Annotated in this window: 16 protein-coding genes; 7 read left to right on the top strand and 9 right to left on the bottom strand. The window is 72.6% G+C overall.

The window, feature by feature from the left end:
- The coding region (locus tag CR470_RS21840) for a discoidin domain-containing protein (RefSeq protein ID WP_143663852.1) at positions 1-876 on the bottom strand (876 nt) is incomplete at its 3' end.
- Positions 877-1,225: 349 nt separating this feature from the next.
- Between CR470_RS21840 and CR470_RS21835 the strand changes: the two genes are divergently transcribed.
- Complete coding sequence (locus CR470_RS21835; protein WP_097869244.1) at positions 1,226-2,959, top strand: discoidin domain-containing protein; 1,734 nt, start codon at positions 1,226-1,228, stop codon at positions 2,957-2,959.
- 74 nt (positions 2,960-3,033) lie between these two features.
- On the opposite strand, the gene CR470_RS21830 is transcribed toward CR470_RS21835, so the two are convergent.
- Positions 3,034-3,993 carry a DUF3048 domain-containing protein gene (locus CR470_RS21830; protein WP_097869243.1) on the bottom strand — a complete coding sequence of 320 codons (960 nt, stop codon included), beginning with the start codon at positions 3,991-3,993 and terminating at the stop codon, positions 3,034-3,036.
- 302 nt (positions 3,994-4,295) lie between these two features.
- On the opposite strand from CR470_RS21830, the gene CR470_RS21825 reads away from it, so the two are divergent.
- Both CR470_RS21825 and CR470_RS21820 read left to right on the top strand, forming a co-directional pair.
- Positions 4,296-4,754 carry a hypothetical protein gene (locus CR470_RS21825; RefSeq protein ID WP_097869242.1) on the top strand — a complete coding sequence of 153 codons (459 nt, stop codon included), beginning with the start codon at positions 4,296-4,298 and terminating at the stop codon, positions 4,752-4,754.
- Positions 4,751-6,943: an NB-ARC domain-containing protein gene (locus tag CR470_RS21820; protein ID WP_097869241.1), complete on the top strand. Its 2,193-nt coding sequence runs from the start codon at positions 4,751-4,753 to the stop codon at positions 6,941-6,943. Before CR470_RS21825 ends, CR470_RS21820 begins: the two co-directional genes overlap by 4 nt.
- 34 nt (positions 6,944-6,977) lie before the next feature.
- Here CR470_RS21820 and CR470_RS21815 read toward each other — a convergent pair whose 3' ends face one another.
- Positions 6,978-8,732 carry a hypothetical protein gene (locus CR470_RS21815; protein WP_179892340.1) on the bottom strand — a complete coding sequence of 585 codons (1,755 nt, stop codon included), beginning with the start codon at positions 8,730-8,732 and terminating at the stop codon, positions 6,978-6,980.
- 383 nt (positions 8,733-9,115) lie between these two features.
- On the opposite strand from CR470_RS21815, the gene CR470_RS21810 reads away from it, so the two are divergent.
- Together CR470_RS21810 and pgm are read left to right on the top strand one after the other, a co-directional pair.
- Complete coding sequence (locus tag CR470_RS21810; protein WP_179892339.1) at positions 9,116-10,183, top strand: chitinase; 1,068 nt, start codon at positions 9,116-9,118, stop codon at positions 10,181-10,183.
- A gap of 216 nt (positions 10,184-10,399) precedes the next feature.
- Entirely contained in the window at positions 10,400-12,043 is a 1,644-nt protein-coding gene (pgm, locus tag CR470_RS21805) for a phosphoglucomutase (alpha-D-glucose-1,6-bisphosphate-dependent) (protein ID WP_097869239.1), read from the top strand.
- A gap of 27 nt (positions 12,044-12,070) precedes the next feature.
- Here the strand turns inward: pgm and rho are convergent, their stop codons facing one another.
- The 6 genes from rho to CR470_RS21775 all read right to left on the bottom strand — a co-directional run bounded on the left by rho (position 12,071) and on the right by CR470_RS21775 (position 18,213).
- Positions 12,071-13,210, bottom strand: a complete 1,140-nt coding sequence (gene rho / locus CR470_RS21800) for a transcription termination factor Rho (protein WP_097869238.1) — start codon at positions 13,208-13,210, stop codon at positions 12,071-12,073.
- Between the two features lie 357 nt (positions 13,211-13,567).
- Complete coding sequence (locus tag CR470_RS21795; RefSeq protein WP_179892338.1) at positions 13,568-13,798, bottom strand: phosphopantetheine-binding protein; 231 nt, start codon at positions 13,796-13,798, stop codon at positions 13,568-13,570.
- A 5-nt stretch (positions 13,799-13,803) separates the two neighbouring features.
- Positions 13,804-14,436 (bottom strand): isochorismatase family protein, encoded by a 633-nt coding sequence (locus CR470_RS21790; protein WP_097869236.1) that lies wholly within the window; start codon positions 14,434-14,436, stop codon positions 13,804-13,806.
- 29 nt (positions 14,437-14,465) lie between these two features.
- The gene (locus CR470_RS21785) at positions 14,466-16,097 is read right to left on the bottom strand and encodes a (2,3-dihydroxybenzoyl)adenylate synthase (protein ID WP_097869235.1); all 1,632 of its coding nucleotides are present in this window, start codon (positions 16,095-16,097) and stop codon (positions 14,466-14,468) included.
- Positions 16,094-17,299: an isochorismate synthase DhbC gene (dhbC, locus tag CR470_RS21780; RefSeq protein ID WP_097869234.1), complete on the bottom strand. Its 1,206-nt coding sequence runs from the start codon at positions 17,297-17,299 to the stop codon at positions 16,094-16,096. The genes CR470_RS21785 and dhbC overlap by 4 nt, the downstream gene beginning before the upstream one ends.
- An 83-nt stretch (positions 17,300-17,382) precedes the next feature.
- Positions 17,383-18,213 (bottom strand): 2,3-dihydro-2,3-dihydroxybenzoate dehydrogenase, encoded by an 831-nt coding sequence (locus CR470_RS21775; protein WP_097869233.1) that lies wholly within the window; start codon positions 18,211-18,213, stop codon positions 17,383-17,385.
- Between the two features lie 100 nt (positions 18,214-18,313).
- Between CR470_RS21775 and fhuB the strand changes: the two genes are divergently transcribed.
- Positions 18,314-20,671 (top strand): Fe(3+)-hydroxamate ABC transporter permease FhuB, encoded by a 2,358-nt coding sequence (gene fhuB, locus CR470_RS21770; protein ID WP_107489490.1) that lies wholly within the window; start codon positions 18,314-18,316, stop codon positions 20,669-20,671.
- 14 nt (positions 20,672-20,685) lie between these two features.
- Positions 20,686-21,984 carry an enterochelin esterase gene (gene fes / locus CR470_RS21765; protein ID WP_097869232.1) on the top strand — a complete coding sequence of 433 codons (1,299 nt, stop codon included), beginning with the start codon at positions 20,686-20,688 and terminating at the stop codon, positions 21,982-21,984.
- Positions 21,985-22,043: the final 59 nt, after the last annotated feature.

Genomic DNA, 22,043 nt, shown 5'->3' with positions numbered 1-22,043 from the left:
GTTGGTGCCGCTGACCGGGTTCAGGGTCAGGTTCTCCGCCGAACGCCAGAAGTTCTGCGTCGCGTTCCCGTCGAACCAGCCCGCGTCCACGGTCACATCACCGTTGAACGTGGTGTCGTTGGGGTGCAGGCCGAGACCCGCGATCTGTGTGTAGAAACCGATCTGCGCGTTGATGTCGTCGTACGTGCCCGGCTTGAAGAGGAGCGCGTGGCGGCCGCTGCCGAACTGGGCCTCCTCCTGCTGCTCGAAGATCGCGTCGACCTTGCCCTGGATGTCGGGCGTCGAGGGGTCGAAGACATGGACGTTGGGGCCGAGGTCGCCGCCGCCCGGGATCTCCGGACCGCCGCCGTCACGGGTGCCGAAGACCTTGAACTCCCAGAGTGAGTAGCCGTATCCGGTGGCCCGCTCGGTGCCGGTCAGGCGCACGTAGCGGGCTTCGCCGGAGATGGTGAGGGTCTCGTTGCCGCCCGCGGAGGTGGTGGTGCTGTAGGCGGTCGTCCAGGTGGTGCCGTCGGTCGAGAGTTCGATGCGGTAGCTCTTCGCGTGCGCGGCCTCCCAGGCGAGTTCGACCCGGCTGAGGACGGCCGGGGACCCGAGGTCGACCCGTATCCACTGGGGGTCGGCGAACGCGCTGGACCAGCGTGTTCCGCCGTCCCCGTCGACGGCGTTGCCCGCGGCGGTGCCGCCGTTCTCCTGGCTCGACACGGTGACCGCGCCGCCCTGGGAGAGCAGGACGGGAGCGGCCTGCGCCGGAGTCGCCTGTACGGCCGCGAGCAGTGCCGCGACCAGTGTGGTGACCAGGACGAGGGCCAGGGTGCGCCATCGGTGGGACGCGGCCGTCGGGGGCCGCGACGGTCTGACGAGGGCAGCGGGCATGTGGGCATCTCCTGAAAGGTCGGGCGGGTGGGGGAGGGAAACAGGTGCGGGCGTGCTCCCACGAAGGGAGAGAGCGCTCTCTCGGTAGCCGAATGATTCTCCCGTGTTTCCGTCGCGTCAAGAGTTGTGCGCGGGGAAGCCGTACCGGGTCGGTCGGGCCGCCCGATGTTCCATCTCCCGAAAGCGCGGCGTCGGTTGACCGGGTGTCAGAGTGGCAGCCGGGCCCGACCCCTTGGCCGTCCGAACCGTCTCCGCCGTAGGTCTTGACGGTTCGCTGAGCGCCCGTCAGTCTCCCCACTGCGGGGGAGCGCTCTCTCGGCCTCATCCCCTCACAGTGCAAGGAGTTCGCATGGAAGCCCGTGGAACACCACGGTCGCGCGGTGCCCTGGCGGTCATGGCCATCGTGGCCCTCCTCTTCACCCTCTCGGTGGGCATCGCCCCGGAACGTGCCGCCGCCGCTGCCGTTCTCGTCTCCCAGGGAAAGCCGGCCACCGCCTCCAGCACCGAAGGCCCCTTCGCCGCGGCAGCCGCCGTGGACGGTGACACCGCCACCCGCTGGTCCAGCGCCTTCGGTGACGAAGAGTGGCTCCGCATCGACCTGGGCGCGAGCACCTCGATCGGGCAGGTCGTCCTCGACTGGGAGGCCGCGTACGCCAAGGGCTATCGCCTCGAAGTCTCCGGCGACGGACAGCAGTGGACCACGATCCACTCCACCACGACCGGCACCGGCGGCGTTGAGACGCTGACGGTCTCCGGAACGGGCCGCTACATCCGGATGCACGGCACCGAGCGCGCCACTGCCTGGGGCTATTCCCTCCACGAGTTCCAGGTCTACTCCACCACCGGCGGCACCGCCCCCGGCGACGACGTCCTGCTCTCCTACGGCAGGACCGGATCCGCCTCGACCTCCCAGCACGACGGCACCTGCTGGGAGTGCTCCCCGGACAAGGCGTTCGACCGCGACCCCGCCAGCCGCTGGGCCACCAGTCCCGAGGGCGGCTGGACCGACCCGGGCTGGATCGCGGTCGACCTCGGCGCCCGGGCCGAGATCGACCGGGTCGTCCTCCAGTGGGACCCGGCCCACGCCAGGGCCTACCGGATCGAGGTCTCCGACAACGGGACCGACTGGACGACGATCCACGAGACCGCGTCGGGCGCGGGCTTCAAGGAGACGCTCGACGTCAGTGGCACCGGCCGGCACGTACGCCTGTACGCCACCCAGCGCAGCGGTGTGTACGGCTACTCGCTCTGGGAGTTCCAGGTCTGGGGCACCGGCGGGGCGCCGATCCCCGCACCGCCGCTGCCCGCGGAGCCCACGTACGACCGGCTGGTCTTCAGCGACGAGTTCAACGGCCCCGCGGGCGCGGCGCCCGACCCCGCGAAGTGGGTCCCGGAGACGGGCTCCGGCCCCAACAACGAGCTGGAGTACTACACCGCGAACAAGAACGCCGCCCAGGACGGCAACGGCAGCCTCGTGCTGGAGGCCCGCCGCGAACCGACGCCCGGCTCGGCCTGTCCGCCCGACCCGCTGAGCGGCAGCACCACGTGCCAGTACACCTCGGCGCGGCTCAACACCTACGGCACGTTCCAGTTCACCTACGGCCGGGTCGAGGCGCGCATCAAGGTCTCCGGCACGCAGGGGCTGTGGCCCGCGTTCTGGATGCTGGGCGCGGACTACTTCGACAAGGGGCGCCCGTGGCCCTACACCGGTGAGATCGACATCATGGAGCACGTCGGCAAGGAGCCGAACACCACGTACTCGACGCTGCACGCCCCCGCGTACAACGGCGCGGCCGGCTACGGAGCCCCCTACTCACTGCCCGGGGGCGCGAACTTCGCCGACGACTTCCACACCTTCGCCGTGGACTGGAACAGCAGAGGCATGACGTTCCGGGTCGACGGCCAGGTCACACACACGGTCGACAAGGAGGAGCTGGAGCGCACCCGCGGACCCTGGGTGTTCGACCACGACTTCTTCCTCATCCTCAACAACGCGGTCGGCGGTGACTGGCCCGGCCCGCCCGACGCCACCACACGCTTCCCGCAGAAGATGAGCATCGACTACGTCAAGGTCTGGCAGTAGAGAACCACGCACCCCGGGCGGTGGGGCCGGTCCCACCGCCCGGGCACCCTCGCGGGGCTCCAGCGGGGTCTCGCTCAGGCGCCACCGCCCGGCGCGTACAGGATCCACAGCGGCCCTTCGGCGAGATCGACGCGGTGTCCGTCCGGGGTGGTGTACACCGTGTCCGCGGCGGCCGCGCTCCGCGCCCACCGGGCCTCGTACGCCCGGCCGTCCCGCAGGACGACCGCGCTCCCCGATCCCACGGTCTCGGTGAACGGGCTGGTGTTCCCGGACCGGTCGCGGAAGTCCGACGGCCGCACGGTCACGTCCTGGACGATGACGGTACCGGCCCCGAGCCGCCCGCCCTCGGTGGTGCGGGCGGGGGAGCCGTCCAGCGAGACGAGCCACCGCTCGCGTTCGGCGGACCACCCGAACGTCACGGAAGCGGATGGATAGCGAACCGTGCGGCTGTTCTCCGGCTCCCCGCCGGGAGGCGGCGCGCCGACGTCGAGCCCCAGCTCCCCTACGGCGTTCACCCCGGAGGCCTCGAACGGGATCCGCTCCGGCCGCAGATAGAGATTGTGCGGCGCGGGCCTGTCCGGACCCCGGAAGTACGCCCCCGGCGCCTTCGAGGGCGGCACGGCGTCCAGCGGCGCGCGGTCGATGAGAGGCAGCAGCCTGCTCTGGGCCCCCGAGAAGGCCAGGGCCGGCCGGTCGAACTGCCGCAGCAGCTCCAGATCGGTCTCCCGCGCGCTGCGCACCGGGCCGATGACCGGCGGCAGAGCGGAGGAGTACACGGCAAGGATCCGGCTCAGGCCGGCCTCCACCTGCTCGACGTAGACGACGTCGGCCCGCTCCAGACCGGTGTGGGGGCGTGCGGGCGCCACATTGTCGATCTTCACGGCGAGTACGTCGGCGGCCCGGCCCGCGCCGGAGGGAGAGCTGCTGCGGGGCGAGGGCGAGGAACCGTCCCCGCCCGTGCAGGCGGCTGTGACGGCCAGCACGAGTGCGGTGAACAGCACTGCGACCGAGGTCCTGATTCCGGCTGCGGACATGGCGACCGCCCTTCCGGGGCGTCGGCCGGCGGTGTCGGCGCAACGCCGTCGTGCCGCGGCCCCTCATCCATCATCACGCATCCGGCGTGCGCGTGGTTGCGCGACCGCCGGTCCGAGCGGAAACGGCCCCGAACGGCGGCGCGGTGAACGCCATCCCCCCGCCGGGACCGGCCGACTTGGCCGGAACTGCTCTGCGCCGCGCCCCTGATTCCGCTTCCGTGGTGGCGGTTCGCTCTCTACGGTTGCACCAGCGACGGGTTCCGCGCCCGGAACAGCACGACAGGCGAGGCAGAGGGGGTTCGGTGGAAGCCGAGTTGACGGCACTGGCGGCGTCGGGGGCCACGGCCTTCGTGGGGCTGATGGTGACGGAGGCCTGGACGCAGGCGCGGGGGCGGGTGGCCCGGTTCCTGGGCCGGGGCGAGGACGACGAGGCGGTCGACGCGGAGCTGGAGGCGTCCCGCAGGGAGCTGACGGCCGCGCGCGCCGCGGCCGACGACGAAGCGGTCGCCGACGTCGAGGAGGAGTGGCGCATCAGACTTCGCCGTGCCCTGCGCGCCAACCCCGAGGCGGCGGACGAGCTGCGGGCCCTGCTCGACGACCTGTCCCCCCTCGCACCCGCGGGCCCCGCGGTGTCCGTCACCAACACCGTCAGTGGAGGCATCCAGAACGCCCCGGTGCTGCAAGGGCAGATGTTTTTCGCCCCGACGTTCAACGGCGGTCGCAGTGCCAACGCCCCGGAGCAGCGGCCGGGCACGGCGTGACGAGCGGGGACCAGGGCGGCCCCGATCGGACGACCGCGCGCAACGAGCTGTCCGGCGTCGTCAACGGCCCGGTCGTGCAGGCCGGCACGATCCACGGCGGCATCACGTTCCACGTCGAGGCGACCGCCCCGGCCGGGGAGTGGGCCGCCCCCGACGAGATCCCGCCACTGACCGTGCGGTTCCGGAACCGGGACCGGATGCTCGACCTGCTCGACGGCTTGTTCGCCCCCGACCCCGAAGGCGCGAGCATCGGCTTCGCCGCGCTGTACGGACTGCCGGGCGTCGGCAAGACCACTTTGGCGTCCCGCTGGGCGGAACGGGGACGGGAGCGGTTCCCCGACGGGCAGATCTACGTGGACTTCGCCGCCCTGCGGGGAGGGACAGCGGGTGCCGACGTCTCCGAGGCCGCGTGGAGCTGCCTGAAGTCCCTGGGCGTCGACGCGGCGTACATCCCCACCACGCTCGCCGACCGGGCCCGCCTCCTGCGGACCCGGACGGCGGGCAGGCGGCTGCTGCTCTTCCTGGACAACATCTCCGACCCCGCCCACGCGGCCGCGCTCCTGCCGAAGGGCAGGGGCAGCGTGCTGCTGGTGGCGAGCGGTTCACGGCTGGGGGAACTCGCCATGGACGGCGCGCGGATGGTGCCGGTGGAGCCGCTCGACCGGGAAAGCAGCCTGCAGGTGCTCGCCGACCGCTGCGGAGCCGAGACCGTCGCTGCGGACCTGGAGGCGGCGGACGAGGTGGTGCGGCTCTGCGGCGGGCTGCCGGTGGCGTTGCAGGTGGCCGCCGCCCGGCTGACGACGGAGACGCGTCTCACGCTCCCGGGGCTCGCGGCGGAGCTGGCCGATGAGTCGCGCCGACTGGCAGGAATGTCCCTGGGAAAGGAACGGTCCGTGGCCGCCGCGTTCGACCTCGCCTACCGTGAACTCGCCCCCGAGCCGGCCCGGCTCCACCGCCTGATGGGCTGGTACCCGGGAGTCACCTTCGACGGCGGAGTCGCCGCGGTGGCGGCGGGCCTGGACCCGCGACGTACTGCGGACGCGCTGAAGGCTCTGACCCGGGCCGGTCTGCTGGAGGAAACGCCGGACGGGCGCTTCCGCTTCCACGACCTCGTGCGCCTGCACGCCCGTGAGCGCGCGACGGAGGAAGAGGACTTGTACGAGCGCCCCGCTCTCGTACGGCGTGTGACGCTGCACTACCTGGCCCTCACCGCGCTCGCCGACCGGGCCGTCCGGCTGGACCGGCTGCGGATCGCCGACCACAGGCGCCTGCTCACCGACGTACCCGACCCCTTCGCGGCCGAGGGCGGCCCGGAGCCGCTGGCCTGGCTGGAGGCCGAACACCGCAACATCCTCGGCGTGCTGCGGGCCGCCGCGCGCGAGGGAACGCTGCACACGGAGGTCTGGCAGCTCGCCGAGGCGTTCACGGTCCTGTTCCTCCACCACCGGCACCTCGGTGACTGGCGGGAATCGCTCGAACTCGGTGCGACCGCCGCCGCGGAGGCCGTGGTCCCGGCCGCCGAGGCGCGCTTGCGCAGCCTGCTGTCGCGCCCGCTGATGGACCTGGGCGAGTACGCGGCCGCCCGGCGTGAGCTCGACACCGCGCAGGCATGCGCCGAGGTATCGGATCGTCTGGACGTCCGTGCCTCCGTTCAGGAGTTCTCCGGACGCTACTGGGACCGCATCGACCCCTCCCGGGCCATGGCGGCCTACAGGAGCGCGCTCGCCCTCAACACGGCGGCGAAGGAGTACCGCGGCGCCGCCATCGCCTCCTACTTCCTCGGTTGTGCCCAGGACGCCGCCGGTAACTCCCGTGAGGCGCTCGGCACCCTGCGCGGCGCCCACGAACAGCTCACCGCACGCGAGGATCCGAGGATGGCGGCGCGGGTCCTGATGGCCATCGGTCTCGCCCACGACCACCTCGACGAGACGCGGGAGGCGATCACCGCACTCAGTGAGGCCGCCGCCGTCCTTCGCGCGCAGGAGGCCACCCACTACGAGGCGCAGGCCCTCGTGGCACTGGCGGACATACAGGAACGCTCCCAGGGCGACCCCCGCGAGGTGCGCGCCCGTCTTGAGCGCGCCCTGGAGATCTACGAGGCCGGTGGCAGCCCTCGCGCGGAAGAGCTCCGGGAGCGGCTGGAGGAGGGGCGGGACCAAGGACCGGAGGAAGAGCCGGCGACCGGTTGACGCACGGCGGGCGTGTGCTCGCGCAGAGCTTCGCTCAGCCCGCGCCGCGGCCCGCTGACGGTGCGCGCAGTCGCAGGGCCACGTCCTCGTCGCGCGCGCCGATCCGCAGCGTCACGAGCACGCCGTCCAGCGGAGCGGCGGCGCGCAGCAGTGAGTAGACGACCGCGGCGGTCGGACCCGGGGCGGCCGGAGGCCCGGTCATGGACGCCTCCACGATCCGGCCGTCGCGGAGCCCCACCAGGCAGCCCCCATCGCTCAGCGTGGCCGCCGCGAGTCGGCATCCCGGCAGACGTGCCAGGGCATTCTCGATCCATCGGAGCGCGGCCGTGGAGGAAGGAGCCGGAGCCCCGCGCAGCAGTACCGAAGCGCTCTCCACCAGTCTCCGGTCCTGCTCGCGTTCGTCGCAGGCGAGATGACGGAAGCGCCCGACGGTCTCGTCCTCCTCCTCGTCCCCGTGCGCGTTCCTGTTCACGCCTCCGCCGGCGTCCCCGTACGGTGCCACCGCCGCGGGCCGCCGGCGCACGGTGACGATGTCCGGTCCCGCACCCGGGGAGACGGTGCTGATGACCGTCCAGGCGGTCACCTCCGCTCCGGTCGCCTCGGGCTCGTCCAGATACAGCGCGGACGGGGGAGCGGGCCTGGGTTCCGTGAGGTCCAGCAGGTGGTAGAGCGCGGTGCGCAGCCGGGCCAGAGCCTGCCCCGGCCGGTCGAACGCTCCCTCGGCGATCGCGGCGAACCGGTCCGGGGCCTGCTCCGCCAAGGCGGACATGATCTGTTCACGTACGTCACCGCCGGCGTTCAGACGGGGCGCGGTCCGCCCGAGCGCGGCCGCGGCGGTGCCGTCGACGGCCTCGCTGCCGAAGGCACCCAGCAGGACCGGTTTGCCGAGCGCCGCCCCGTACAGCGTCACCGAGCCGTGATCGCCCACCACCACGTCCGCCGCGACCAGCGCGGGCCGCCAGGCGTGGATGTGCGGGATGAGCATCAGCCCGGCTTCCAGGGCCGGGGCCAGGAGGGTGCGGATCTGCCAGGAACCGTGGCCGGACCAGACGTTGGGGTGGACGATCGCCGCGACGCGGAACTCGTCGTACGGGAGTGCGGCCAGGGTCCGGGCCGCCAGCTCCGGGTCCTGCCCGATCAGCGAGGTGCGGCCCCAGGTGGAGCTGAGCACCACGAGCCGGTGCCCGGAGGGAACCCCGAGCGCCCGCCGGTACGTGTCCGCCCGTCCGGCACTGACGAGCAGCTCGTCATAGCAGGGGTCACCCACGAGCAGCGTGCGACCGGCCGCCTTCGGATGGGAGGAGAGCAGCTGCTCCGCCTGGCTCGGATGCGAGATCGCCAGCCAAGCACGCCCGGACTCCAGGAGACTGTCCGGCACCACCCCGGACAGCCGGTCCCGCGGGCCGCGGGAGTCCGGCACCTGTTTCTGGAAGCCGATTCCGTGAGGCAGCACGAGGACCGGGCAGTGCCCTTCGGGCACATCGACGTTCTCGCTGGCCGTGAGGATCAGATCGGGCTCGGCGTGCCGCACCTGCGCCCAGGGGATGACCCGGCAGCCCGCGTCGTGCAGCAGCTCCAGCACGCCGTCGCCGAACGCGGAGGTGGGGTCATGGGCGAAGACCACGGTCACCCGTGCGTCCCCGCGCAGCAGGGCGGGCAGACATTCGAGGACCCGTACGGTCGAGGTCACCGTACGGGCCGCTACGACCAGGGTCTTCTCACCGTGAAAGGTGCTCCATCGTCCGGCGTCGGCGCCGACGGGGACGCGGAGGGGCTGGCTAGCGTGCATGGCCACCCCAAAAGGCTACGGGCACACCATCCTGGCGCGGCTCGCGGCTCGCGGCTCGCGGCTCGCGGCTCGCGGCTCGCGGCTCGCGGCTCGCGGCTCGCGGCTCGCGGCTACGGTCGGCTTATCGCATTTCAAACGGTAGGGCAATCCTCTCAGGGCTCGAACTGGGGTGCGGGATGGTCATATCGTACGGGAGTCGTCACTGGTCAGGCCCTGTGCCGACCAGTCCCCGGCGGTGCGGCTCCTGACGGATGGTCTGGCCCAGACCTCTTGACCGAAGGTCTGGACCATTCTACGGTTTGGCAGGGTCACGACATAGGGCGGGGCGGGGCGAACCTTTCGCCCCGCCGGCGGCGGACCCGGGCAGGAAGGACGTACGGATCATGGGGCGTACATCACGGTTGCTGGGCCTCGGCCTGGCCGCGGCGCTCGTTGTACCGATGCTGGTCGGAGCCGCGCCGCCGAAGTCCGCGGAGACGAACATCGCGGCCGCCGAGACCTGCGCGGTCAAGTCGAAGCCCACGGGCAAGGTGCTCCAGGGGTACTGGGAGAACTGGGACGGGGCGGCCAACGGCGTGCACCCGCCGCTCGGCTGGATCCCGATCACCGACTCCCGCATCACCCAGCACGGCTACAACGTCATCAACGCGGCCTTCCCCGTCATCCGCTCCGACGGCACCATCCTCTGGGAGGACGGCATGGACAGGACCGTCAAGGTCGCGACCCCCGCCGAGATGTGCCGGGCCAAGGCCTCCGGCCTCACCACCCTCATGTCGATCGGCGGAGCCGCGGCAGGGATCGATCTCGGCTCCAGCGCGGTGGCCGACCGGTTCGTCGAGACGATCGTCCCGATCCTGAAGAAGTACAACTTCGACGGCATCGACATCGACATCGAGACCGGCCTGGTCGGCAGCGGCAACATCAACCAGCTGTCCGCGTCGCAGTCCAACCTCATCCGCATCATCGACGGCGTCCTCGCCGCGATGCCGCCGAACTTCGGCCTCACCATGGCCCCCGAGACGGCGTACGTCACCGGCGGCAGCGTCGTCTACGGCTCGATCTGGGGCTCGTACCTGCCCATCATCAAGAAGTACGCCGACAACGGCCGCCTGTGGTGGCTGAACATGCAGTACTACAACGGCAGCATGTACGGCTGCTCCGGCGACTCCTACGCCGCCGGCACCGTCGCGGGGTTCACCGCCCAGACCGACTGTCTCGACAAGGGGCTCGTCATCCAGGGCACCGCCATCAAGGTGCCCTACGACAAGCAGGTCCCGGGCCTCCCCGCCCAGCCCGGCGCCGGCGGCGGCCACATGTCCACCGGACTCGTCTCACAGGCCTGGAACCACTACAACGGCTCCCTCAAGGGGCTGATGACCTGGTCCCTGAACTGGGACGGCTCCAGGGGCTGGACCTTCGGCGACAACGTGAGGTCCCTCCAGGGCCGTTGAGCCCCCACCCGTACGGTTCCGCGCCCCTGGTCAGCTCCGGACCCGGGGCGCGGCGCCGCTCCGGCCGGGGCGCGACACGAGGAAGGCGTGAACCGGTCGCGCACCGGGGCGGCCGGGAGAGCAGAATCGGGTACGGACCGGTGTGATCGTTTCCCCGGTGCGCCGGGCCCGTCTCCCCGCGGGCCGGCCGACGACGAGAACGTACGAGGAGACCCGATGGTGCACGAACGGGCCGGTCACCCGGCGCAGTCCGCAGACCTGGTCGACGTGGCACGGCTGGTGACGGCCTATTACGCGCTCCACCCCGATCCGGCCGAGCCCGCGCAGCGGGTGGCCTTCGGGACCTCCGGCCACCGCGGCTCCGCGTTCAACGCCGCGTTCAACGAGGACCACATCGCCGCGACCACCCAGGCGATCTGCGACTACCGCACCCGCCAGGGCACCGGCGGACCCCTGTTCCTCGGCGCCGACACCCACGCGCTGTCCGAACCCGCCCGGGTCACCGCCCTGGAGGTGCTCGCCGCCAACGGGGCCACCGTCCTCATCGACAGCGAGGACGGCTACACCCCGACCCCCGCCGTCTCGCACGCCATCCTCACGTACAACCAGGGGCGCACCGAGCACCTGGCCGACGGGATCGTGGTCACCCCCTCGCACAACCCGCCCGCCGACGGCGGCTTCAAGTACAACCCGCCGAACGGGGGGCCGGCCGCCTCCGACGCCACCTCCTGGATCCAGGACCGGGCGAACGCCCTGATCGAGGCCGGGCTCGGAGAGGTCCGCCGGATCCCGTACGCCCGCGCCCTGGCCGCCGGCACCACCCGCCGCCACGACTTCCTGACCGCGTACGTCGACGACCTGCCCTCCGTCCTCGACCTCGACGCCGTACGGGACGCGGGCATCCGCATCGGCGCCGACCCGCTCGGCGGCGCGTCCGTCGCCTACTGGGGCCGGATCGCCGAACGCCACCGGATCGACCTCACCGTCGTCAACCCGCTCGCCGACCCCACCTGGCGGTTCATGACGCTGGACTGGGACGGCAAGATCCGCATGGACTGCTCGTCCCCGCACGCCATGGCCTCGCTGATCGCCCAGCGCGACGCGTACGCCATCGCCACCGGGAACGACGCCGACGCCGACCGGCACGGCATCGTCACCCCCGACGGCGGCCTGATGAACCCCAACCACTATCTGGCAGTCGCCATCGACTACCTCTACACCCACCGCGAGGGCTGGGCCGCTGGCACCGGCATCGGCAAGACCCTGGTCTCCTCGTCCATGATCGACCGGGTCGCCCACGACCTCGGCCGCCCCCTGGTGGAGGTCCCGGTCGGCTTCAAGTGGTTCGTGGACGGACTCTTCGACGGCAGTCTCGGCTTCGGCGGCGAGGAGTCCGCCGGGGCCTCCTTCCTGCGCCGCGACGGCCGGGTCTGGACCACGGACAAGGACGGCATCCTGCTGGCCCTCCTCGCCTCCGAGATCACCGCCGTCACCGGCTCCACCCCCTCCCAGCACTACGCGCGGCTCACCGGACGCTTCGGCGACCCGGCGTACGCCCGCGTCGACGCACCCGCCACCCGCGAGGAGAAGGCCGTCCTGGCCCGGCTCTCCCCGCAGCAGGTCAAGGCCGACACCCTGGCCGGAGAGCCCGTCACCGCCGTGCTCACCGAGGCCCCCGGCAACGGTGCGGCGATCGGCGGCCTCAAGGTCTGCACCGACAGCGCCTGGTTCGCCGCCCGCCCCTCGGGCACCGAGGACGTCTACAAGGTGTACGCGGAGAGCTTCCAGGGCCCCGGCCATCTCGCCCAGGTCCAGGAGGAGGCCCGGGCACTGGTCTCCGAAGCCCTGGGCGACGCCTGAGGGCTGTCCCGCCGACGGTGCCCGCGCTCAGGCGCCCGGCACCGTCGGCTGCACCTGCCGCAGGAAGGCCGTGTTGTCCGGGGTGCGCCGGACCCGGTCGAGCAGCACCTGAAGGGCCCCCTGGCCGTCCCGCGTGCTCAGGGCGCGGCGCAGGGCCCGAACGGACGCCAACTCACGCGGACCGAAGAGGAGTTCCTCTCGGCGGGTGCCGGAGCGGGCGATGTCGACGGCGGGGAAGATCCGCGCTTCGGAGGCGGATCGGTCCAGGCGCAGCTCCATGTTGCCGGTGCCCTTCAACTCCTCGAAGAAGAAGTCGTCGGCCCGTGAGCCCGTCTCCACGAGGGCCGTCGCCAGGATCGTCAGCGAGCCGCCCTCCTCGGCACAACGGGCCGCGCCGAACAGCTTCTTCGGGCCGGTAAGGGCCGCCGCGTCAACGCCGCCGCTCAGGGTCCGGCCGCCCGCGCGGGCCGCGTTGTTGTGGGCCCGGCACAGCCGGGTGAGGGAGTCCAGCAGGATCACCACGTCCCGGCCCTGCTCGACGAGGCGGCGGCCGCGCTCGACGGCGAGTTCGGCCAGGGCGATGTGCTCCCGCGCGGGCCGGTCGAAGGTCGACGCGTACACCTCGCCGCGTACGGAGCGGCGCATGTCCGTGACCTCTTCGGGCCGTTCGTCGAGCAGCACCACCATCAGGTGCGCCTCGGGGTGGTTGGTGGCGACGGCGGCGGCCAGCTGTTGCAGCAGCACGGTCTTCCCCGTTCGGGGCGGTGCGACGAGGAGGCCGCGCTGGCCCTTGCCGACGGGGGAGACGAGATCGACGACGCGCGGCGCGGGCCCGCCGTGCGGTGTTTCCAGGCGCAGCCGCTCGTGGGGGTGGACCGGTGTCAGGTCGCGGAAACGGGCACGGCTCCGCAGGTCTTGTGGGGGGAGTCCGTTCACACGGTCGACCGAGGACAGGACGCGCGGCCGGTCGCAGCCGCCCTCGACGGCGTCGCCCTTGCGGAGTCCGAGGCGGCGGATCAGGGCGGACGAGACCTGGAGGTCGTCGGGGGAGGGGTGGCCGCCGTGGACACGGAGCATGCCGTGCCCGTCGTCGGCGGTGTCGAGGAGGCCGGTGACCCGGACGGGGCGCCGCTCCCCGGTGACGGGGCGTTCGAGTGTGGTGGTCATGGGAGGGGTCCTTTCGCGGACAGGCGAACGAGGGGACCGGCGTACGGAGGGGCGGCGGGAATCACGCCACGCACCGGGCACGGGTGCCCTGGGCCGGAGAGACAGCGAACACGCTGGGAAGAAAGCTGGATCGCCGGTCGGAAAGGACGGGCGCAACAGCGGTGGAGAGGAATCAGCACCGGTGCCCGATGAGAAGGGGCATGCACATGTGCTCATCGCACTGTACCACTATGCGCCGGGAGTGCGGGGCAACATCCGTCGGGCGCCCGTCCCGCGAGCGCCCGGCATGCGTCGAGGGTGGTGGGAACCCGACGTTCGGGTCCCACCACCCTCGGTGGCGGCGGCAGGGCCGCAGAGTCAGCCGGTCACGCCCAGCAGCGGGGCCCAGGACTCCAGTGCGGGCTGCTCGGCGAGGTCGGCGAAGGCCACCTCGATGCCGTGGTCGCGGCGCCAGCCGGCGGCCAGCGACATCAGGCGGACGGAGTCGAGGCCGTAGTCGACGAGGTTCTCGTCCAGGGGGATCTCCCCGGGGTCCTCGCCGAGGACGTCGGCGACATCGGCACGGAGCTGTTCGAGCGTGAGCGCCACAGCGGTCACTTCCCTTCGAAGACGGTCCGGGCGGTCGTGACGACCGCGCATTTGCCCGCGGCCCAGCGCAGCGCCATCGCATGGTCCTCGGCCGAGAAGTCCGCCACCGCGTCGGCCACCACGAACGCCTGGATGTCCTGCATCCAGGCGTCGCACGCGGTCATGAGCACGCCGATGTGAGCATAGACGCCGGTGATGACGATCTGGTCGCGGCCCTGTTCGCGCAGGCGCTCCAGCAGATCGGTGCGGACGAAGCCGCTGTATTTCCACTTGGTGAGGACGGTGTCGCCCGCGTCGGGTGCGACCTCGTCCGCGATGGCCGCCAGGTTCTCGTCGGCCGGGAGTCCGGGGCCCCAGAAGTCCTGCTGGAGTCCGCGTTCCTCCGCGCTCTGGCCGCCGGGCTGCGCGGTGTAGAGCACCGGAACGCCGAGTCGCGTCGCGTCCTTCTTCAACTCAGCGACATGGGACAGGAGTTCGGGCACGGGGGCGGCCCGGCGGTCGTACGCCGACAGGAAGTAGTTCTGCAGGTCGTGGACGAGGAGCACCGCACGCGCGGGGTCGACGGTCCAGTCGACCCGGTTGGCGGGCAGCTCGCCGACGGCCGGCATGGGGTAGGGGACGATGGCGGGCAGAGCCATGGTGGAGGGGGTTCCGTTCGGGGAGTCGTTCAGTGGGACGGGGACGGGGTGCGGGCGGCGGCGTCGCGCAGGTCCTTCTTGGAGACCTTGCCCACACCGGTCTGCGGGAAGGCGTCGACGAACTCGACCCGGTCCGGCACCTTGTAGGAGGCCAGGCCCCGTTCGCGTACGAACCGTTTGACGGCCACCGGCTTGAGCGGACCCGCGCCCGAGCGGAGGATCACGTAGGCGCAGACGCGTTCGCCCAGATACGGGTCGGGCTCGGCCACCACGTTGGCGTCGTGCACGGCCGGGTGGGCGAGGATGTGGTTCTCCACCTCCTCGGCGGCGATCTTCTCGCCGCCCCGGTTGATCTGGTCCTTGGCGCGCCCCTCGACGACGATGTGCCCGGTACCGGTGACCCGCACGATGTCGCCGGTGCGGTAGAAGCCGTCCTCGGTGAAGGAACGGGCGTTGTGCTCCGGGGCGTTCCAGTAGCCCCGGATGGTGTACGGGCCCCGGGTCAGCAGATGACCGGTCTCGCCCGGGGCCACCTCCTCGTCCCCGTCATCGACGACGAGGATCTCGTCGTCGGGCGAGATGGGCCGCCCCTGGGTGGTGACGACGGTCTCGACCGGGTCGTCCAGTCGGGTGTAGTTGACCAGCCCCTCGGCCATGCCGAAGACCTGCTGGAGTGTGCAGCCGAGAGCGGGCCGCACCCGGCGGGCCGCCTCCTCGCTGAACTTGGCGCCCCCCACGAGCAGGACGTCCAGGCTGCCGATGTCGTGCGCGGTGTCCGGCGCGGCCTCCGTCCACAGCAGGGCCAGCGGCGGCACGAGCCCGGTGATGGTGACGCCCTCACGCTCGATCAGCGGGAACGCCACCTCCGGCGAGGGCCCCGGGCACAGCACCACACGGCCGCCGGCGTACAGCGTGCCGAGCGAACCGGGCGAGGAGAGCGGGAAGTTGTGGGCCGCCGGCAGGACGCACAGGTAGACGCTCCGCTCGTCGACGGCGCAGATCTCGTTGGAGCCCCGCAGCGAGTAGATGTAGTCGTCGTGGGTGCGCGGGATCAGCTTCGGCACGCCGGTGCTGCCGCCGGAGAGCTGGAGGAAGGCCAGGTCGTCCGGGCGCGGGCCGCCGTGGCCGACCGGCTCTTCGGCGACCTCGGACAGTGCCTCGAACTCGCCGGGGTCCCCCTGGGCCACGAACACATGGCGCAGGCCGCTCACCCGGGCGCGGGTCTTCGACGCCAGCTCGCGGTAGTCGTAGCCGCCGTGCTCGGCCGCGATGACGTACGCCACCGCCCCGGTGAACTCGCAGAAGTAGGTGATCTCGCTCTCGCGGTGGGCGGGCAGCGCGAAGACGGGCAGCGCGCCGATCCGGAACAGCGCGAAGATCACTTCGAAGAACTCGGCGATATTGGGGAGTTGCACCACCACCTTGTCGCCCTTGCCGATGGAGCGGGCGAGGAAGCCCGCCGCCAGCCGGTCGGCGCGCCGGTCGAGATCGGCGTACGTCCACCGGCTTCCCGCCACCGGGTCGACGATCGCGACCCGGTCCGGATGGTCCTCGGCGCGCTGCCGCAGCATCTCCCCGAAGGTCTCCCCGCGCCACCAGCCGGCCGCCCGGTACCTCTCCGCGAACTCGGCGGGCCAGGTCGGCGCCGCGTCCGTACTCACAGCTCGGCTCCCACGGCGCTCAGGAAGGTGCGGAACTTGGCCGCGGTCTCGTCGGTCTCCGCCTCGGGCTCGGAGGCGGCGACGATGCCCGCTCCCGCGTACAGGCGCAGCGTGCGCTCCTCGGCGTCGGCGCAACGGATCGTCACGACCCATTCGCCGTCGCCCTCGGCATCGCCCCAGCCGACCACCCCGGTGAAGAACCCGCGGTCGAACGGCTCGGTCTCCGCGATGATCTGACGGGCCGTCGGCGTCGGTGTCCCGCACACGGCGGGCGTCGGATGCAGCGCGCAGGCCAGCTCCAGCGCCGAGGCGTCGGGGGAGGCGAGGGCGCCGGTGACCGTGGTGGACAGGTGCCACATGGTGGCGGTACGGATGAGCGTCGGGCGGGGCGGGACGGTCAGTTCCGTGCAGTACGGGGCGAGCGCCTGGTGGACGGCGTCGACGACGACGGCGTGCTCGTGGAGGTCCTTGGCGGACTCCAGCAGTGTGGCCGCCCGGCGCACGTCCTCGGCGAGGTCGGCGCTGCGGGGGGTCGACCCGGCGAGCGGATTGGCGACGACCCGCGTTCCGCGGCGGGAGACGAGCAGTTCGGGGCTGGCGCCGATGAGGGTGCGCCCGGGGCCGGTCGGCAGCGCGAAGGTGTAGCCGGAGGGGTCACGGCGGGCGAGGCGCTGGAGCATCGCGGGCAGGTCGAGCGGGGCCTCGGAGGTGAGTTCGAGGGTGCGGGCCAGGACGACCTTGCTGAACTCGCCGCGCCACATGCGCTCCACGGCCGATGCGACGCCCTTCCCGTAGATCTCCGGTTCGGGCACCGGGCGCATCCGCCAGTTTCCCGCGGCGGGCGCGCCGGCGGGCAGGGCGATGAGCGGATCGGAGGTGAGCGGCGGCGCGCAGCGCACCGACTCCGGGACGGTCAGGGCGGCCGGGGCGGTGTGGTCGAAGGGGATGGCGCCCATGACCACCGGCGACTCCTGCCCGGCGGCGACCGCGGCGGCCAGCGTGGCGCCCACGCGCGCGGTCAACGGTCTCTCGTCATGGGGCACATGGCGTCCCGGGCCCCGTGCGAGCAGCGTGCGTCCGGGGGTGGCGAGAAAGTGGTCGCCCGGTGTGTAGGCGTCCAGCAGCGAAGTGGCCGCTCCTACGGCCGGGTGGGCCGGATCGGCCGGGGCGGTGTGCGTGGCGACCTGGGATGCCGTCGACACGGGGACTCCATTCTCGATGGTCCCGTCAGCGGGTGCGGGGGGCTGGCTGGGAGGAAGGAAGGGACGAGGGGCGGCCGGGCCGGTCAGCGCAGGGTCGCGCCGCCGTCGACGTACAGCTCCTGCATGGTGATGTGGCGGGCGCGGTCCGAGGCGAGGAACGCCACCGTCTCCGCGATGTCCGCCGGGTCGGCGATCCGGCCGAGCGGGATGCCGGTGCGGTAGGCCGAGGGGTCCCCGTCGATGACGCGTTGTTCGGCGCCCGGACCGGTCCACAGCGCGCGTTGCATCGGCGTGTCGGTGGAGCCGGGTGCGACGACGTTGCAGCGGACGCCGCTGCGGGCGAGTTCGAGCCCCAGGCACTTGGTGAACATGGCGGCGGCCGCCTTGGAGGCGGCGTAGGCGGCCATGCCGGTGCGGGGGACCCCGGCGGCGTTGGAGCCGACGGTGACGACCGCGCCGGATCCGCGGGCCGCCATGCGCGGGGCGACGGCCTGGGAGACGTGGAAGACGCCGGTGGCGTTCACCGCGAAGGTCTCCGCCCAGTCCTGCGCGGAGAGCACGGCCGCCGGGCCGGTGCGCAGGATGCCCGCCACGTTCACCAGGACGTCGACCGGGCCCAGTTGGCGCTCCACCCGGGCCACGGTGCTCTCCACCGAACCACGGTCGGTGACGTCCATCACATACGGGGTCAGGCCGCCCTCCGAGCGCTCGCCGCCGGGCAGTTTCTCCTGCGTCAGGGCCCACTCGGCGGCCAGCGCCTCGACGCCCGGCAGGACGCGATCGGTGGCGGCCACGCGGGCGCCGAGGGTGGCGAGCAGGTCGGCGACTGCCGCGCCGATGCCTTGTGCGGCACCGGTGACCAGAGCAGTGCGGCCGATGAAGTCGCCGCTTCTGCCCGGTATGTGCTCAGGCATGAGCAACCTCCTCCGGGTGTTAGGTAAGGGTAACCTAAATTGAACCGACCGCCCAGAAAGGTGTCGGGCCGTCGATATCTACTTAGGCTAGCCTCACCTTATGCAAACGCCGCGCACGGGGGCCACGGCCTCGGCTCCCGAACATGACTCCTCGAACGTTCAGTTGGATGGAGACGAGGCCGACGACCGGACGGTCGAAGCCGTGCCCCCAGGACGCGAGGAAGCATCCCCGGTAACCGAAAACGGAACAACCGCGGAAACCGGACAGCTCCCCGCCGGGCTCGGAGATCCCCGCTCCACGGCCGACCCGCGACGGCGGACCGTGGCGGCGGCCGTCGCCGGACTGGCCCTCGCCGTGCTGCTGCTGACGGCCCTCTCCCTCTCGATCGGCGCGGGCGAGGTCGGCCCCGGCGGCGTCCTGGACTACCTGCTGGGCCGCGACGGCGCGCGCGACAACGCCCGGCTCTCCCTCGTCGTCGGCGACCTGCGCCTCCCGCGCACCCTTACCGCGCTGCTCGTCGGAGCCGCCCTCGGTGTCGCCGGGTGCCTGCTCCAGGCGGTCACCCGCAACCCGCTGGCCGAGACCGGACTGCTCGGCGTCAACGCGGGCGCCTCGCTCGGCGTCGTCGCCGGCATCGCACTCCTCGGCTTCGATTCCGGTTACGCCTACCTCGTCTGCGCGTTCGTCGGCGCGGTGGTCGCCAGCGGTCTCGTCCTCCTCATATCCGGAAGACGCGGCGGTGGCTCTCCCATGCGTCTGGTCCTCGCCGGCGCCGCGCTCGGCGCGACCTTCGGCGGACTCACCAGCGTCATCGTCGTCAACTCCGCGGAGACCTACGACAGATTCCGCTTCTGGGTCCTCGGCTCCCTCGCCGGGGTCGAGGGCTTCGGCGAACTCGGCCGTCTCGCCCCCGTGCTCGCGCTCGGCTTCGTCGTCGCCCTCCTGGTCGCCCGCCCGCTCTCCGCCCTCGCCCTCGGCGACGACCTGGCCCGGAGCCTCGGCCACCGGCCACCCGTGATCCGTACGGTCGTCGCCGTCGGCGTCACCCTCCTGACCGCCGCCGCCGTGGCGCTCGCCGGACCCATCTCCTTCCTCGGCCTGCTCGCCGGCTTCCTCGCCCGCGCCCTGGCCGGCACCCGGCTCGCGGCCCGCCTGCTGCTCGCCGGGCTCATCGGCGCCTGCGTCCTGACGGTCTCGGACATCGCCGCCCGCGTGGTCTCCCGGCCCTTCGAGGCCCCCGTCTCCGTCATCGTCGCCCTCATCGGAGCCCCCGTCCTCATCGCCATCGTCCGCTCCAAGCAGCTGGCCTCGATGGGCATGACGGAACCGGCCACCGAGGAGCGCGCCCCCGACCGCCCCCGCCGCTTCCGGATCGCCCCGCCCCGCCCCGCCCGCCGCACCCCGAAGACGCTCCGGGCCCGCCCGGCCGACACCCTCGTCCTGCGGCGCGGCCCGCTCTCCCTGCTCGTCACCCGGCGCGCCGCCCTCGCCGCCCTCGCCCTCACCGGTGCCCTCCTGCTCGCCGTCGTCCTCTCCGCGTACGCGGGCCAGAGCGACATGGGCGTCGGCCGCACCTTCCGCGCGGTGTTCGGCCAGGGCGACCGCTTCGACGTCCTGCTCGTGCAGAAGTTCCGTCTCGGCCGCATCGTCGCCGGACTCACCGCGGGCGCCGCCCTCGGCCTCGCGGGCTGCCTCACCCAGACCCTGGCCCGCAACCGCCTGGCCACCCCCGAACTGCTCGGCGTCAACGACGGGGCCACCGCCGCTGTCCTGCTCTCCGTCACCCTCAGCGCCACCGGCTCCTTCGGCGCCTGGTGGGCCGGGCCGATCGGCGCGCTCGCCGCCGTCATCGTCGTCACCACCGTCTCCGGCGGCCTCGGCCAACGCGGCTACCGCGTCCTCGTCGTCGGCCTCGCCATGTCCGCGCTGGCCTCCGCGATCACCCAGGTCGTGCTGTCCCGCAGATCCCTCTCCTCCGCGAGTTCGCTGTACGTATGGACCTCGGGCAGCCTCAACGGACGCAGCTACTCCGTCGCCGTCCCCGTCCTCATCGGCCTCGCGCTCCTCGTCCCGGTCGCCCTCGCCGTCGCCCGCCACCTGGGCGTCCTGCGCTTCGACGACGCGACCGCCTCCTCGCTCGGCTCCGCCCCCGGCCGGGTCCGGGCGCTCTCCCTGTTCCTGGCCGTCGCCCTCGCGGGCCTCGCGGTCGGTATCTGCGGTCCCGTCGGCTTCGTGGCGCTGGCCTCCCCGGTCATCGCCTCCCGGCTCGCCGGCCCCCTGCGCGTCCCCCTCGTCGGCTCGATGCTCACCGGAGCCGTCCTCGTGGTCGTCGCCGACACCCTCGGCCGTATCGCCTTCGACGGCGTCGAACTCCCCGTCGGCATCGTCACCACCGTCCTCGGCGGACCGTTCCTGCTCTGGGTTCTGCTCGGCCGGTCCGCCGCCACCCGCGTCTGAAAGGCGGCCCGCACATGACCGGCTCACAGCGCCGCAACCCGCCCGTCCCTCCCGCACTCGTCCCTCCCGCACCCGCGGGACCGACCGGAACCGAGGCGCACACCGTGCGAAGCCCCCTCCTGCGCACGCTCCTCGAGAACGTGACCACGGGCAGTCCCGACGCCGAGGACGCCTTCTGGCGGTACGTGAGCGCCACCGGCGCCCCGCTCGTCGAGCCCGACCCCGAGGGCGACCCCGGCCACCGGCTCGTCACCTTCGTCCGCCGTGAGGACCCCGAGCACCCCGCCACCCACGTCCTGGCCCTCGTCCACACGGTCACCGACAAGGACCGGCACGCGGGCGACCTCGCCCCGCACCTGATGGAACGCCTCGAAGGCACCGGTGTCTGGGCGATCAGCCACCGGTTGCGCGCCGACCACCGCGCCTCGTACCAGTTCCACGCCACGGACAGAACCCGCGAGGACGCGTTGCGCGCCGACCGGACCGCCTGGCTCCAGGTCCTCGACCACGCCGCACCCGACCCGCTCAACGACCGGGCCCCGCTGCCCTCCCGGGACGGCCGCAACCCCGCCTCCGTACTGGAACTCCCCGAAGCCCCGGCCCAGTCACGTATCCGGCGGCGCGACGACGTGGTCCGGGGGCGGACGGTCGACGCCGAGGTGGACGGCCGACGGATCACGGTCCATCTGCCGCCCGGCCACCGTCCGGACGGCGGCCCGTACGCGCTCGCGGTGCTCCTCGACGGCGAGATGTGGGGCCCGGTCCTCGGCGTCGGAGACACCCTCGACAACCTGCACGCGGACGGGGACCTGCCCCCCACCGTGGCGGTGCTGGTCGACACCATGGGCCGGCGCATGGAGGACCTGGCCTGCAACGCACCGTTCGTCGACTGGCTGGCCGACACCCTGCTGCCCCGGGTCGGGCGGGAGTACGGGGCCGGGGCCGACCCCGCCCGGACCGTCGTCGCCGGACAGAGCGCGGGCGGCCTCACCGCCGCGTTCGCCGCCTTCCAGCGCCCCGACCGCTTCGGCCTCGCCCTCTGCCAGTCCGGCTCCTTCTGGTGGCCCGACGACGAACGCGGCAGTGAGTGGCTCACCGGGCAGTACGCCCGGGGGGAACGCAGGCCGGTGACGCTCCACCTGGAGGTCGGCCTCCAGGAATGGATGCTCCTGGCGGAGAACCGCAGGTTCCGCAATGTGCTGCGCGCCCGCGGATACGACCTCCGCTACCGGGAGTTCAACGGCGGCCACGACTACGCCTGCTGGCGAGGCGGCCTCGCCGACGGCCTGGCGGAGCTGCTCGGCGAAGGCTGAGCAGCTCCGCCAGGCCGCGTCCCGACAGCGGAAGGGGCGGGGCGGCACCCCCTCCGGGT

Source organism: Streptomyces sp. rh34, from assembly GCF_002551245.1.
Taxonomy (GTDB): domain Bacteria; phylum Actinomycetota; class Actinomycetes; order Streptomycetales; family Streptomycetaceae; genus Streptomyces.
The sequence above is the reverse complement of the archived record's forward strand: the minus strand, read 5'-3'. Positions and strand labels throughout refer to the sequence as shown.

What these genes read in the sequence shown, in the direction of transcription:
- CR470_RS21835 (WP_097869244.1), top strand. Translation starts at nt 1,226, where the DNA reads ATGGAAGCCCGTGGAACACCACGGTCGCGCGGTGCCCTGGCGGTCATG.
- CR470_RS21830 (WP_097869243.1), bottom strand. Translation starts at nt 3,993, where the DNA reads ATGTCCGCAGCCGGAATCAGGACCTCGGTCGCAGTGCTGTTCACCGCA.
- CR470_RS21815 (WP_179892340.1), bottom strand. Translation starts at nt 8,732, where the DNA reads ATGCACGCTAGCCAGCCCCTCCGCGTCCCCGTCGGCGCCGACGCCGGA.
- CR470_RS21810 (WP_179892339.1), top strand. Translation starts at nt 9,116, where the DNA reads ATGGGGCGTACATCACGGTTGCTGGGCCTCGGCCTGGCCGCGGCGCTC.
- pgm (WP_097869239.1), top strand. Translation starts at nt 10,400, where the DNA reads ATGGTGCACGAACGGGCCGGTCACCCGGCGCAGTCCGCAGACCTGGTC.
- rho (WP_097869238.1), bottom strand. Translation starts at nt 13,210, where the DNA reads ATGACCACCACACTCGAACGCCCCGTCACCGGGGAGCGGCGCCCCGTC.
- CR470_RS21790 (WP_097869236.1), bottom strand. Translation starts at nt 14,436, where the DNA reads ATGGCTCTGCCCGCCATCGTCCCCTACCCCATGCCGGCCGTCGGCGAG.
- CR470_RS21775 (WP_097869233.1), bottom strand. Translation starts at nt 18,213, where the DNA reads ATGCCTGAGCACATACCGGGCAGAAGCGGCGACTTCATCGGCCGCACT.
- fhuB (WP_107489490.1), top strand. Translation starts at nt 18,314, where the DNA reads ATGCAAACGCCGCGCACGGGGGCCACGGCCTCGGCTCCCGAACATGAC.
- fes (WP_097869232.1), top strand. Translation starts at nt 20,686, where the DNA reads ATGACCGGCTCACAGCGCCGCAACCCGCCCGTCCCTCCCGCACTCGTC.